General features: G+C 39.4%; 15 protein-coding genes. 2 read left to right on the top strand and 13 right to left on the bottom strand.

Annotated features, from left to right (window positions below):
* Positions 1-5: 5 nt before the first annotated feature.
* The 13 genes from F935_RS13965 to F935_RS14025 form a co-directional block, all read right to left on the bottom strand.
* Entirely contained in the window at positions 6-674 is a 669-nt protein-coding gene (locus tag F935_RS13965; RefSeq protein WP_016139483.1) for a phosphoglycolate phosphatase, read from the bottom strand.
* Between the two features lie 65 nt (positions 675-739).
* Positions 740-1,369, bottom strand: coding sequence for an FHA domain-containing protein (locus F935_RS13970; RefSeq protein ID WP_016139484.1), 630 nt, complete (start codon positions 1,367-1,369; stop codon positions 740-742).
* Positions 1,370-1,408: 39 nt separating this feature from the next.
* Positions 1,409-3,685, bottom strand: a complete 2,277-nt coding sequence (gspD, locus tag F935_RS13975; protein WP_016139485.1) for a type II secretion system secretin GspD — start codon at positions 3,683-3,685, stop codon at positions 1,409-1,411.
* Positions 3,686-3,726: 41 nt separating this feature from the next.
* Positions 3,727-4,566, bottom strand: coding sequence for a type II secretion system protein N (locus F935_RS13980; RefSeq protein WP_016139486.1), 840 nt, complete (start codon positions 4,564-4,566; stop codon positions 3,727-3,729).
* Complete coding sequence (gspN, locus tag F935_RS13985) at positions 4,566-5,309, bottom strand: type II secretion system protein N (RefSeq protein WP_016139487.1); 744 nt, start codon at positions 5,307-5,309, stop codon at positions 4,566-4,568. The genes F935_RS13980 and gspN overlap by 1 nt, the downstream gene beginning before the upstream one ends.
* 335 nt (positions 5,310-5,644) lie before the next feature.
* The gene (locus F935_RS13990) at positions 5,645-5,971 is read right to left on the bottom strand and encodes an H-NS histone family protein (protein ID WP_002053185.1); all 327 of its coding nucleotides are present in this window, start codon (positions 5,969-5,971) and stop codon (positions 5,645-5,647) included.
* Positions 5,972-6,165: 194 nt separating this feature from the next.
* On the bottom strand, positions 6,166-6,606 hold the full coding sequence (locus tag F935_RS13995) for an acyl-CoA thioesterase (RefSeq protein WP_016139488.1): 441 nt from the start codon (positions 6,604-6,606) through the stop codon (positions 6,166-6,168).
* A gap of 7 nt (positions 6,607-6,613) precedes the next feature.
* The gene (locus tag F935_RS14000) at positions 6,614-7,807 is read right to left on the bottom strand and encodes a hypothetical protein (RefSeq protein ID WP_016139489.1); all 1,194 of its coding nucleotides are present in this window, start codon (positions 7,805-7,807) and stop codon (positions 6,614-6,616) included.
* 9 nt (positions 7,808-7,816) lie between these two features.
* The gene (locus tag F935_RS14005) at positions 7,817-8,659 is read right to left on the bottom strand and encodes a hypothetical protein (RefSeq protein ID WP_016139490.1); all 843 of its coding nucleotides are present in this window, start codon (positions 8,657-8,659) and stop codon (positions 7,817-7,819) included.
* An 8-nt stretch (positions 8,660-8,667) separates the two neighbouring features.
* The gene (locus tag F935_RS14010; RefSeq protein ID WP_016139491.1) at positions 8,668-9,435 is read right to left on the bottom strand and encodes a uroporphyrinogen-III synthase; all 768 of its coding nucleotides are present in this window, start codon (positions 9,433-9,435) and stop codon (positions 8,668-8,670) included.
* A gap of 3 nt (positions 9,436-9,438) precedes the next feature.
* Complete coding sequence (gene hemC, locus F935_RS14015) at positions 9,439-10,356, bottom strand: hydroxymethylbilane synthase (protein ID WP_035366533.1); 918 nt, start codon at positions 10,354-10,356, stop codon at positions 9,439-9,441.
* Between the two features lie 101 nt (positions 10,357-10,457).
* Positions 10,458-11,198, bottom strand: a complete 741-nt coding sequence (locus F935_RS14020; RefSeq protein WP_016139493.1) for a LytR/AlgR family response regulator transcription factor — start codon at positions 11,196-11,198, stop codon at positions 10,458-10,460.
* A gap of 60 nt (positions 11,199-11,258) precedes the next feature.
* A complete protein-coding gene (locus tag F935_RS14025; RefSeq protein WP_016139494.1) occupies positions 11,259-12,398 on the bottom strand; it encodes a sensor histidine kinase in 1,140 nt (379 codons plus the stop codon).
* Between F935_RS14025 and argH the strand changes: the two genes are divergently transcribed.
* Positions 12,389-13,822, top strand: coding sequence for an argininosuccinate lyase (gene argH / locus F935_RS14030; RefSeq protein ID WP_035366301.1), 1,434 nt, complete (start codon positions 12,389-12,391; stop codon positions 13,820-13,822). The two genes, F935_RS14025 and argH, sit on opposite strands and share 10 nt — an antisense overlap.
* A gap of 9 nt (positions 13,823-13,831) precedes the next feature.
* Complete coding sequence (locus F935_RS14035; RefSeq protein ID WP_016139496.1) at positions 13,832-14,101, top strand: oxidative damage protection protein; 270 nt, start codon at positions 13,832-13,834, stop codon at positions 14,099-14,101.
* Positions 14,102-14,173 lie beyond the last annotated feature (72 nt).

Genomic DNA, 14,173 nt, shown 5'->3' on the forward strand with positions numbered 1-14,173 from the left:
ACTCATTAGATAATTAACTCAGCCAAACTATCAACCACTTGCTGAGGTTGGCAATCATAGATATTTTCTCCATGATTATAGCCATAGCTAACCACAATACAATCAATTCCCGCACGACGCGCAGCCTCAATATCGTTACTTGAGTCGCCAATCATTAATGATTGCGAAGCAGATATTTTTAAGCTTTGCATGCAATGCAATAAAGGCAATGGATGTGGCTTTCTCTCTGGCAAACTATCACCCCCAAGTACAACTTGGAAATAAGAAGAAAGTTCTAATGCATCAAGTAACCCTTGAGCAAGTTGCACAGGCTTATTGGTAACACATGCCATATGTATATTCAAAGCTTTACAATGCTTTAAAAACTCAGTGACTCCCGGATAAATTTGAGTATTTACACAAAGTTCTGCACCATATATGTCAACAAATTTCTGTAAGAGGACTTTATGCTGTTCAGTGTCTAATTTTCCAAAAATATGAAGTAGAACACTTTCACAGAGTTTAGACACTCCCTTGCCGACCCATGCTCGTATCTGGGCTTCTGTTACTAATGGCCAATTGAGCGCTTCTAAACTTAAATTCATAGACCGATACAAATCAGCAGCAGAATCAACCAATGTTCCATCTAAATCAAATAAAATTAAATCACGCTTATTTAGTTGTGCAACAGACATTTTCTTCTTCTCAAAATTAAAAAGGCATGCGTTTAGCATGCCTTGATTGTAAAAGCAGCAATGGATTATTTAAAGAACAACCATGCCAATAAAGCTAAAATTACTAAAGTAATAATGGTGATTAAACCAACAGAGGCATTCTTCTGTTGCTCTTTTTCTTCAGCAACACGAGAAACTGGCTCCTCAAAGGCAACCGGTACCTGTTGTGGTTGTACGTTAACCTCTACACCTTCCGGGATCGGTGCAGGTTTTGGAATAGAAATATTTTGCGGCATACCATCGCGACTAACTTCTATTTCAGCAGCACGTTCTGTAAGGCTTGGCATCCCTTGATCACTTAAATCTGGGGTTGATGCCGTATTTACAGGCTCCACTTCAATTTCAGGCAAATCTATAATTTCCTGCGCAGGCGCCAATACAGAAAATTTAAAGCTAGCAAATTGAATAATATCGCCATCATGCAACTGTTTTTCTTGCTCAATACGAATATCGTTTATGAATGTGCCATTCGATGAATTAAGGTCTTGCACCCATAACAATTGATCTTTTAAAAGCAAAGCAGCATGGCGACGTGAAATTTCAGCAGCTTGTAACAATACATCAGCATCTTGATGGCGTCCCACCAACATATCACGATCAACACTAATTTCTTGACCAGTAATTTCGCCAGTAATTGCTTGTAATTTCCAAGTCATGCGTATGTCCTATTCATTTTTATCAATCATAACATGCTACTACGGCGCTGTGCTTTGACGCAGTGTCGTTGTTGTTACGGTATTTTTAGTACGATTAACTTCAGGTTCGGGCAACTGTAAGGTTTGCTTTCGAACCACAGGCTCTACTGCTACAGGTGTTATTACTGTCGAGCTTTTGCCACCTGAAGGAACCTGTTGATAGTTTTTTGGCTGAGAGCCAATATCTGGTGGTGTCATTTTTTGATTATAGACATCATCAACCTGTTCAGGCAGTTTGGCAAAGTTGCCATTTCTATCCATCGCCAATTGCAAGCTGTAAAGCTGGTTATAGCGCTGCTGAGACAAACGGCGCACATCATTTGCATCACCCACAATTGTTGGGTGAATAAAGACAAGAAGATTACGCTTGGTATTACTTCTGCTGTCTGAACGAAATAATCTGCCTACATATGGAATACTGCTTAACCCAGGAATCCCTTGACGACTGAGCTCAACATCATCCGAAACCAAACCACCTAAAACAACTGTTTGTCCATGTTCGGCCAATACAGCAGTTTTAATAGCACGTTTATTGGTAATTAAATCGGCCGCCTGACCTTTACTAGTCTGAACATTTGAAACTTCTTGCTCAACTTCAAGGCGAACCGTACCGCCTTCACCTATATGTGGAATAACTTTTAATGTCACACCCACATCTTTACGTTCAACAGTTGTGTATGGATTGATGCCTGTACTATTCGTAGTGACCGAACCTGTTACAAATGGAACGTTCTGGCCTACAACAATATAAGCTTCTTCATTGTCCATTGTCACAATGGACGGTGTGGAAAGTAAATTTGATTTGGTATTAGCTTTTAGGGCTTGAATTAATGCACCATACGCCTTACGGGAGTTCTCAAAATTACCCACAGCAAAAGTTGCACCATTACCCTTATTAGCACCACCAGCAATAGCCGACGCTGCTCCAGCCGAACCACCCGACAAATAACCAGCAGCAATAGAAGATAAACTCGCCCCCACATTACTAAAGCTAAGTAAGCCAATTCCACTAGACAAATCACCTAGCGCCCATTGGATACCAAGCTGATCAGAGTCATCTCCTGAAACCTCAATAATGGCAGCTTCAATTAAAACTTGCTGACGGCGAACATCTAGCTGCTGAATCGCAGATTCAATTTCACGCATTAATTGAGGATCGGCCTTAACCACTAACGAGTTTTGGGCATTATCCGCGATAATGCTCACACCATTTTGGCTAAAGCTAGAGATGCTGTTCTGATTACTATTATTTGAATTACCATTTAGGTTAATAGATGGCGTAGAAATTGAGCTACCATTTGAACCAGATGAAGATGAGCTGGAATTCTGGTTATTACCCATCAAATTATTGATCGGATTCGATGAGTTAGAAGAATTATTATTACTATTTGATGAAGAAACTGCCTGCCCTGTTACAAGGCCTTGCAAAATCTCAGATAAGTTTTTTGCACTTGCATATTTTAATCGAAAAACTTTTAAGCCGCCTAAGCGGTCTGCCGAAGGCACATCCAGCATTTCAATCATGTGACGAATGCGTTTACGTGTTTCAGGGTCACCCTTTACCAAAATACGATTGGTTCGGTTGTCTGCAATAATACGTATACGTGCACCACTAAAATCTTTCGAAGCTCCCGTTGCGCTCATCGCCTCAAGTTGAGTAATGATTTCTTCTGCCTGACTTGATTGCAAGTTAATAGCTTCAATATCATTTTGCCCCGTACCGTCGAGGTTACGAATGATATTTTCAAGTTGGTAGATATTTGCAGCTCTGTCAGAAACAATCAGCGCATTAGTGCCTGCTATCGCAGCCATATGTGCGAATTGAGGCATTAAAGGGCGAAGTGCTGGAATTAAATCATTTGGATTCGTATTTTCAAGCCAAATGACTCGAGTGACGATTTGATCACCACGCAGCCTATTTCTAGAATCGTAAGGAATTCCCGAATTTTTAACATTACTATCCGGTACCAGTTTAATAGTGTTCCCAGAAGGAATTGCCACGACCCCATTTACATTTAAGACCCCAAGAAATAGATCATAAACTTCATCTTTGTTGAGGGGTTTATTCGATATTACTGTGACATTGCCACGCACTCGCGGATCTACTGCAAAGTTTTTCCCCGTAATGTCTGCAACTTCATTAATAAATGCAGTTAAGTCAGCATCACGTAAATTGATCTTCCATGTTTGGGCATAGACGCTGCTGCTCACTGTCGCAATCAATGGGGCTGCTGCAAGTAATGCCCAAAGTGGACGTTGATGATTCAATAAAGCCATAACTTGCGATAATTCCTAACTCTTATGGTGACGTGTTATCACTAAAAATTTTGTTGTATGGTCATCACTTGATCACCACGTTTTATTTCTAATTTCACTTGCCCAGCTCGACGAGCCTGTTCAAGTAACTGCACATCCGTTTGTCCTTGCCCAACCGTTTGACCATTTAAAGAAACAATCCGATCACCCGGCCTTAAACCTAACTTATTTCGAAGCGCAGTGGGTGTACGTTCTGTAACTTCAAAACCTCCACCTGAGTTCCCGCTTACCCCCATATCTTTGAGGTACTGCTCTCGGTTCCCTTGCATTTGCTGAATAGCCTGTCCAAGCGCTTCTTGAGTCGTATTAGTCGAAGGTGCCTGTTGAGTTGGGGCTACCGAATTCTCTGGAGATGCCTGTGGATTAGGTGGTTGATATAACCCGTTTGGCAAACCTTTAAACTGAAGCTCACGCGTACTTCCATTACCTTGACGCAATATCACATGATCCCAATAAACTTCTGCTAGTTGGTAAGATGTAGAAGCTATTGTTTCTCCCACCCGATATCGGTCAGCAGTATTATCAAGCTTAATAACAGCCGAAGAAAAACGGTTCGGATAACCGACTATCACACCCTGCAATTCTAGATTGACATTTTCCTGAGCTGCATTGGCTGAAGGTTCATTAAAAAGTGAAAAAGTACTAATGTTAGGAATTTGTGGCTGCTGTGATCCTAACTCCACCCGATCAAACTGCATCATTTGAGGAGGTGCAATGACCCACCAAAACAATGAAGCCAATTTCCAACATAGCCATAAAACTAAAAAGGCAAATACAACCACACTTAACCGATCTAATTTTTGCCATTGTAAGTGCTGTAATTTTTCAATCCATACTTTCATTAGTTACTCCCTTGCATCAAAGGTTGGCGAGAACTAATGACAAATGTATCTAAACCAGCTTTCCCATCATAAGACGGAATATTCAGTAATAATCTTTGTGTAAGCTGCACATCAAGCATCATATTGGCATCTAATAAAAGGTTTGCCATTTTTTGACTGCGTTGATCACGTATATCAACTTGTAATTGTCCATTTTGATCCGTTAATTGCCCATTTAAAGAAGGCATATTCATCCGGTCTTGACGGTCACCAATATTATAAATTAAAGCACCACCACCCCAATGCAATTGACCATCAACCGCAGCGAAACCTTGCTCTTTTTTATAATTAAAATCAATATCTTTTAACTGGATACTGTTCACAGGCCATTGCCAGTTCACAATTTGTTTTAATGTTTCAGGCGCAATTTGACCATTCATTGCCCTTACAAGTACTTTTTTACCAACACCATAGGCCATTACCCCAGATAACTGGGTATTTCCACTATGGATATCTACATCAGCAGCGAACCTTAATAAAAATAGGTCTAGAGGTCTAGTTTTCCAATGAATCGAGCCTCTCAAAGTACCGCGCCGCCAATCTGCTTGGCCTTGCCAGATATTTCCACTTACATTGTGTAGAGTTTGATTATTCTTTGAAAATTTAGAAATAAGCCAAGTCGCTGGGATCTGTAAAATAATAAAAATTAAAAATGCAATGAGGGCAAATAACCACCACTTCCATTGCTTAGACTTTTTCTTCATTCAGCCTTACCAACATGCAAATTATCGTCCTTATTTTGAGAGTAGCTCCCTAGTCTGACATTATGCATACTTTTTCAACATCGCCAATTCACTTCATATAAAAAAACCAAGCAATCGGGCTTGGCTTCGGTATTAAGACTATAAGTTGAACGTATGACAAAATCATGAAAACCTGGCGCTAAAAGAACTAAATGCACATTTGATCTCAACAATGTATTTAAAGATGAATTTAAACACTCAATTTCTTAAATAATATTTACAGCAAAATTTTAGATATTTTCAGACAAAAAAAAAGCCAGGAAAATTTTCCTGGCTTTTTTAAAACAGCAATACGATTAGATTAAGAAATCTTCAAGTTTTGCGCCTTTTTCAATTTCAGCAACTAACCAACGTGGTTGTTTACCACGGCCAGTCCAAGTCTCTTCAGAATTGTTTTTGTTGCGGTAGCGCGGCTCAACAGATTTACGTGTTGTTTTCTTACGTTTTTGAGCACCAAACTCAAGAAGCTGTTCAACACTAAAACCTACATTTTCAGCGATCTCGATAATTTGATTATAAGCATCTTCGATTGCTTGATCTTTTTTACTTGCAATTAAAGCTTCCGCTTCTTCTTGTAAGCGTTTTAACTCTTCAACAGATAATTCACTGATATCCGGTTTCATTAATAAATACTCCAGTCTTACAGACAATTCAAAATAATACAGACAAAATTTAAAAACATAAAATCAAGACCAATATTATTTATAATCTATTCAATAAGCAATAGTTTGAAAGCCATGTTCATCAGAATAACTAAAAAAATTACCTTTTAATTACATTATCAATTATAAATGAAATATATTTTATTAATATTTATTTAAGATAAATGTATTAAGTCATGCCCAACAGATTTTTCTAGCTCAATAATTTTTTGTTTTATTTCCTGAGGTATTTCACATTTTCGTTCTGTTAATTTATCTACGCAGACCATAACAGCTTCACCAGTAGCCACGATTTGTTGTTGTGCCTCGCTCCATAATATATAAGCCATACGGAATGCACTATTACGGAGCTCTTCCACGCGAACACCGACTTTCAATACATCTGGATAAAAAACTGGCTTTAAATATTTACACTGACTTGAGGCTACAACGGTATATAATTGTGGCGTTAATATATTTATAGCTTCCATATATAAAATACGTGAGCTTTCAATATATCGATAATATTGTACATTATTGACATGACCGAAAGCGTCCATATCTCCCCACGCTACTTTCTGTTCATATATTATCGGGTAGACAGACAGTTCTTTCATTTTTTCCTCATATTTTAAATTTTAAAAAATTCGCATCATTTTCAAAGATTAGGTTTAACTGTTTGATTAACACTTCATCTTCATTAAGCGTAGACTTAATACGTAAATAGCTCATTAAAATATTATCTGGATATAATGATAATAATGTTTCAGCCTCTGCTTGACGTCCAGTTGCCATATAGACATGCCATTTTGCAAAGGTTAAAACTGGCAAATTCATATATTGATTTTCAAACTCGATAATTTTTTCTTCGACATCGGCATAGTCTGGAACTTGTTTAAGCAATTGTTGCTGGAACCACAGGTAAAATACTTCTGGGTCGAACTGCTCTTTTAATAGGTGTAGTGTTAAAGCCGCATGCTGCATGCTCATATCAGGCATACGCGCCAATAGCTTGAGCCACAACAACTTACTACTATACGGTCGAGTTTGAATCTCAGACTCTAAATCCAGATAACGTTGTTGCAATGCATGCTGGTCATCAATAGAAGCCTCATCAAACTGCTGAAGAAGTTGCTGTAGCCATAAATCACGGTGCTCAGCATCTAGCAAACCATACTTCATTGAACGTAAATATACCCATGGGTGTTGCAGCGCCAATTGCCCCCATAATGCTGTTAATCGTTGCTGGTAGGCAGTTTCTATTTCCTCAAGCCAAGGCGACAACTGATGCTGGTATAAAAACTCAAGATGAGTTAATGCGCGATCAGCTTCGTTTTGGGCTAAAAAGATTTCGATTCGTTCTAACTCTGCCAATTCAAATGCCATAGGTGGTGACTGATCTAAAGCAGCTAATGCTTTTGGATAGTCTCCATTTGAAACTAGAAACTTGGCATCAATGATATTTTTTAAAAGCGCTGACTGAGTAAAAACACGTTCAATAAATACACGCTGGTCTTCGGCGGCCTCTAATAACCAGACAATACCTAATTGTTCATAGGGATGAAGGTTTTTAAACTGGAAAATGTTTTCACTTTTCCGCTGTTCACGAGAGGAATAACGCTTAACCCAAAGCCACACCAGTTGAGCAATAAAACTTACCACCACAAAAGCGAGGGTTAAGCCCCAGACATTTGTTTGCAACTGCAATTGTCGCCAGTAGATATAGACATACCCCATTCCATAGCCATAACTCAATAAAGCTAAAGCGGCAAAGAGTATTAAGCTAATTACGAAATAAACCGACAGGAGGTGTTTCATATCTCCTCCTTATGAGCCAATTAGACCAAGTGTAGATAATTTAGGAACAGGCACTATCGATAAATGTGCCACTTTAGCAATACGTTTTTTTAACTGCTGACTCGTTGCATCAGGCATCTCATCTAACTTTTGCATCACAGATTGCAACTCGTTTTGGTACTCAGTCATTTTGCCTTGATTGAGTGCCTGCTCCGCAATTAATAATCTTAATTGCACTTCTTTGAGCACTACACTTCGATTCATTAAATTAATAGACGGTGTTTCTACTTTTTCTATACGGAACCATCTTTTCCACCAAGATACAGACTCGGATTGATCCATCTCTAGTTTAGGCCGAGCCAAGGCTTGCTGAATATTTTTATCAATCGTCTGCAATAAATCATCAATCAATTGATGACGTTGATTTTGGGCCAAACTGAATTGCTGAACTGCTTGTTTATCCTGCTCAAGCGATTGGTTTAAGCTATGTTGCAATGCAGGGGCAATTTCATAGTGCGCAAGGGATTGCTGTAATTGACTTAATTGATCAACTGCATAAATCAATTGTTGTTGATCAATTGCAAATTGAATTAAATCTAACTTTTGTTTAATTAAAACTGTAGGAGCAATACCTGCTGGTGGAGCATCTGGATGAGCCGCCGAACTTAGTTTATCGCCAGTATTTACAGGTTGATTCTGTAATTGTCGCTGTAAAGCAACCAATTGATCATTTAGATTGGCATAGTGCTGTTCTGATTGAAGCAGACTTTGCTTAAGCTCGGGAACAGTACGAGAAATTTGCCACATATCGTAACTGAGCTTAGCCAACCAAGCCACGCCCAGTAAAATGATGATAGAAACAAGTTTTCTCATATGAATCCTTATAATGCCTGAATGTGATGAATCATCCCCGAAGGCGATAAATTTTCAAGTTGAATAATGTGAAAATGAGCCTGCTGCTGATCGCGATATTCTTTAACAATTTGAAAAAGACGTGGCCCTAAAACCAAATATACACAATCAGGTTGTACATTATTTTTTGAACAAAGCTCTAACCAATACTTCCAGCTGGCCTCACTGGTAATTAAGACCAGCCATTTTTTTAAATTATAATTTGAATTCTGTGTCAGATGTTTGAATGTAGAATATGAAGCTTCTGGGCACTGCCGATGATATAAAACGAAATTTAAAATCTGAATACCTTGCTGCTGCAAAGTTTCCATCATAAATTGACGTCCACCCTCTCCTCGCCAGAAAGCGATGCTACCAGCCTGCTTCATATTATGAAGAATAGGTAGGTTTAACATCCCCTCAGAAGTTTCCACGTCTGGAATATGTGCGTCAACGCTATATTCATGAAGGCGATTAGCCGTAGCCTGCCCGACTGCAATCCACTGAATATGTTTTAAGTCATCTAGCTTTAAACCACTTTGTATTAAGTACTGCATACCCACATCAACAGCAGTTGGGCTGACCACAACAATAGCTTGTGCTTTAACTAATTGTTGGTAAAGCTGAAGTAAATGTTCGAAAAAAGGTTTGGCAACGAGTTCTAAAAGAGGTAAAGACTCAACCTGAAATCCCTTATTTTGCAAAACTTCTGTTAGTTCAGTTGCACGAGAATCAGGTCGAGTATTAATAAACAACATGGTTTAGTAGAGAGCCTTTAATAGCTCGCCCGCGCCTTGGTCAAGTAAATTTCGAGCAAGGTTTTCACCCAATTGATGAGCATTGCTGGCTTCATCTGTCAGTTCAGCACGTAGTAACGTTTGGCCATCGGGGCTTCCAACACGCCCTTCAATATGAATTTGTCCATTTTGTAGTGTGGCATAACCTGCAATTGGAACCTGACAACCACCTTCAAGATAGGCATTAAAAGCACGCTCAGCACGTACACAAACATCAGTTTCTTCGTGTAGTAATGGTTGAATTAAAGCTAATACATCTTGGTCAGCTGCACGGCATTCCAAGCCCAATGCACCTTGACCCACCGCAGGCAAACTAATATCTGGTGCTAGACAATGACGAATACGTTCTGACAACCCTAAGCGCTTCAAACCAGCGCTAGCTAAAATAATAGCGTCATATTGACCATCATCTAGCTTTGCTAAACGTGTGCCAACATTTCCACGCAAGTCAATAATTTGCAAGTCAGGACGTTGTTTTAAAATTTGAGATTTACGACGTAAACTTGAGGTACCAACTTTTGCACCTTGAGGTAAGTCAGCAAATTTTTCAAATTGATTTGAAACGAAAGCATCTAATGGATCTTCACGTTCACAAATTACTGCCAAGGTTAAACCTTCTGGCAAAGCCATCGGGACATCTTTCATTGAATGTACAGCTAAATCTGCACGCCCATCTAGAAGTGCTGCTTCTAACTCTTTAACAAACAGCCCTTTCCCACCAATTTTTGCTAAAGGCGTATCTAAGATTTTATCGCCCTGCGTGACAAATTTAACCAACTCCACCGTTAAATCTGGGTGAAGCTCCTGTAATCGGGCACGAATATATTCTGCCTGCCAGAGAGCAAGTGGGCTTTGTCGTGTAGCAATTTTCAAGGTTTTCATAAATTCAAGCATGGGCTGGTCAAACAATACACCCTAAACTTAACTTGATCCCTTAAAATTGCAAGTAAAATCTCGCACGTCCAAGATAACTCTTTTTAAGTTTAGAGCTGGTGAATCCGCTCTCTAAGCATAGATAAATGTCGACGGCTCACTGAAAGTCGTTCATCTAGTCCACGTAAACGAACCTGATATTGCCCAGAGCTAACGAGCTCCAGTCCATCTAAATATGCAACTGCAACCAATGCATTTCGATGAATACGAATGAATTGATCTGCAAATTCGGTTTCAAGCTCTTTTAAAGTTTCATCAATTAATACACTGCCATTTTGATGACGCACCGTGACATATTTTTGATCGGCTAAAAAATAATAAATATTTTCAACAGGAATCAGCTCAACCCCACGATAGGTTTTTGCAGCAATTTGATGTCGCTGTGTTTTTAGATCATGCAAAAAATCATGTTGTGGTAAGGCATTAAGCTGTGCTTGAGTAAGCTGAGTCAATTGACTAAAAACTTGTTCAAGTTCTTGAGGATCAATTGGTTTAAGAAGATAAGCTTGAGCCTGAGATTTAAATGCTTCCAATGCATGTTGGTCATAGGCCGTACAAAATACAATCGCAGGTCGTGGATTTAGCTGACTTAACTGTTCTGCACAGACAAGACCATTCATACCTGGCATTTGAATATCAAGTAAAATTACATCGGGTTGATGAAGCCGCGCCTGTTCCAAGGCTTCTTGTCCATGCTGAGCCGTTGATACAACTTCATGTCCCATCTTTGAAACTAAACGTGATAATCGCTCCACTGCAAGTGGTTCGTCATCACAAATCAGCACCTTCATTCATCCTCCTTGTCACCGTTAACTTGATCCATGTTTTTATGGTTAACTCTGACTAACTTATTATTTTGTTTGATATTGATAGCTCATAATGGTGGTATATAAGGTTTCACCTTTATAAACCTGAAATCTTACGGAATTCCCATAATATGCTTTCAGGCGCTGTTTTACATTTTCAAGCGCGATTCCATGCCCTTTCCTTGATTTTATTGTATCGTCTGTATATGGGTTGGTAATGACTATACTGACCTGATTTTGCAATATTTCAACCAATACCCCTATGGTTGCCTTACCCATCATTGGCTCTACCCCATGAAAAATACTATTCTCTAACAAAGGTTGTAATGTCAATAAAGGAATGGTGACCTGTTTCAGTTGCACAGGTGAAAGCTCGATTTTCCAATCTACTTTTAAACGCTCCCCCAAACGCACCTGCTCAATCATTAAATATTGTTTACTCAACTCGATTTCTTCATGCAAACTCACCAATTTCAATTCTTGGAAGCTGGCGCGAAATAAACGTGACAGACTAATGAGCATGCTTTCTGCTTTATCTGGATCTATCGCAATTAAACTCACCACGTTATTTAAACTATTAAATAAAAAATGAGGATGAATTCGCGCTTGCATGGCCTGAATACGGGCATTTAACTCCGCAGACTGTTGATGCAGCCACTGTTCTCTGACATATAGATAACGTAAGCAGAAAGCCCCTAGCAATATTCCATAGCTGAGATATAAAAGTACATTGGTAAAATAAATGCTCCAGCCCTGCGTTAAAGAAACATGTTTATTTAAAAGACCAAACTGAAAAAAATTACTCATGAATGTGGTTAAAACAACAATACCTTGCAGCATGACAAAGCCAATAGCCAAGGCAAATTCTTGACGTAAACTGCTAAAGAAACCTTGAAAGCGTTCAACCAAGGCAAAAAATGACAAGATGACCCAGTTAATAAAAACGATATATTGTAAAAGGCGTCCACCGCTTAACGCTTGCCAAGACTGTGCTTCAGCCAACGCCAAGACCAGTGCCAAAACATTACTTGCGATAATTAATTCGAATAAGTGTTGCCAACGCCCGTTTTTCGTAAAAAAATAGGAAGAATTTTGATTTCGGTATGCTGTAGGAAACAACTTTGTTTGTTGAGCTTCGGCAAGTGATATACTCTTTTTTATTTTACTGAGCCACCATGACCACATCTTCAAATCCCCCTAATTCAGTAACCCCAGACCAAACCTCAGGTATGTGGGGTGGTCGTTTTTCTGAAGCGACGGATGCTTTTGTAGCCGAATTTACCGCCTCTGTTCAGTTTGACCAGCGTTTTTATAAACAAGACATCGCTGGTTCGATTGCGCATGCTACCATGCTTGCGAAAGTTGGCGTACTCACAGAAGCAGAACGCGATGACATTATTGAAGGTTTAAACACCATTCGCTCAGAAATTGAGGCTGGTACCTTTGAGTGGCGCATCGATCTTGAAGATGTTCACATGAACATTGAATCACGTTTGACTCAACGTATTGGCATTACAGGTAAAAAACTACATACAGGTCGTAGCCGTAACGATCAGGTTGCAACCGATATTCGTCTTTACCTACGCGACGAAATTGATGACATTTTAAAATTATTAGAACGCTTACAAAAAGGCTTGTTAGGCTTGGCTGCCAAAAATACAAATACAATTATGCCGGGCTTCACACACTTACAAACTGCTCAGCCTGTGACTTTCGGTCACCACTTACTGGCTTGGTTTGAAATGTTAATTCGTGACACTGAACGTCTTCAAGATTGTCGTAAGCGCGTTAACCGTATGCCGCTTGGTTCAGCTGCTCTTGCTGGTACAACCTACCCAATTGACCGCCCTTACACAGCGGAACTGTTAGGTTTTGAAGCTGTATCTGAAAACTCACTTGATGCGGTATCTGACCGTGACTTCGCCATTGAGTTTAATGCAGCTGCTGCACTGATCATGATGCATTTATCACGTATGTCTGAAGAGCTAATCCTTTGGACTTCTGCACAGTTCAAATTTGTGAATATTCCTGACCGCTTCTGTACTGGTTCTTCAATCATGCCGCAGAAGAAAAATCCGGATGTTCCTGAACTTATTCGTGGTAAATCAGGCCGTGTATTTGGTGACTTAATTAGCTTACTTACGCTCATGAAAGGTCAACCATTGGCGTACAACAAAGATAACCAAGAAGACAAAGAACCTTTATTTGATGCGATCGATACGGTTCGTGGTTCACTCATGGCTTTCGCAGATATGATTCCTGCATTGGTTCCAAATATTGAAATTATGCGTGAAGCTGCACTTCGTGGATTCTCGACTGCAACCGATCTTGCTGACTATTTAGTGAAAAAAGGCGTTGCTTTCCGTGATGCTCATGAAATTGTAGGTAAAGCTGTTGCGTTAGGTGTTGCTGAAGAAAAAGATTTATCTGAGTTAACACTTGAGCAGTTACAACAATTCTCTGACCTAATTACAGCAGATGTGTTTGATAAAGCCTTAACACTAGAAGCTTCTGTAAATGCACGTGATCATATTGGCGGAACTTCACCAAAACAGGTTGAAGCTGCGATTGCTCGTGCCCATACACGTTTAGAACAGTTATACGCTTAAGGATAAACCATGAGTCGACAAGTATTTTGCCGCAAATATCAAAAGGAAATGGAAGGTCTAGACTTCGCTCCTTTTCCAGGTGCTAAAGGCCAAGACTTTTTTGAAAATGTTTCTAAGCAAGCATGGCAAGAATGGTTACAGCATCAAACTACGCTGATTAATGAAAAGCGTTTAAATGTGTTTGAACCAGATTCAAAAAAGTTTCTTGAAGAACAACGTGAGAAGTTCTTTAACAATGATGAAAGCGTAGAAAAAGCTGAAGGCTGGAAACCAGAATAATCGGTTTGTTTTAGCTTCTTCATCATTAAAAAGGCAGGTCTATATACATAGACCTGCCTTTTTTTACGTGAA

The organism is Acinetobacter calcoaceticus ANC 3811, assembly GCF_000399665.1.
In the GTDB taxonomy this organism is placed as follows: domain Bacteria; phylum Pseudomonadota; class Gammaproteobacteria; order Pseudomonadales; family Moraxellaceae; genus Acinetobacter; species Acinetobacter calcoaceticus_B.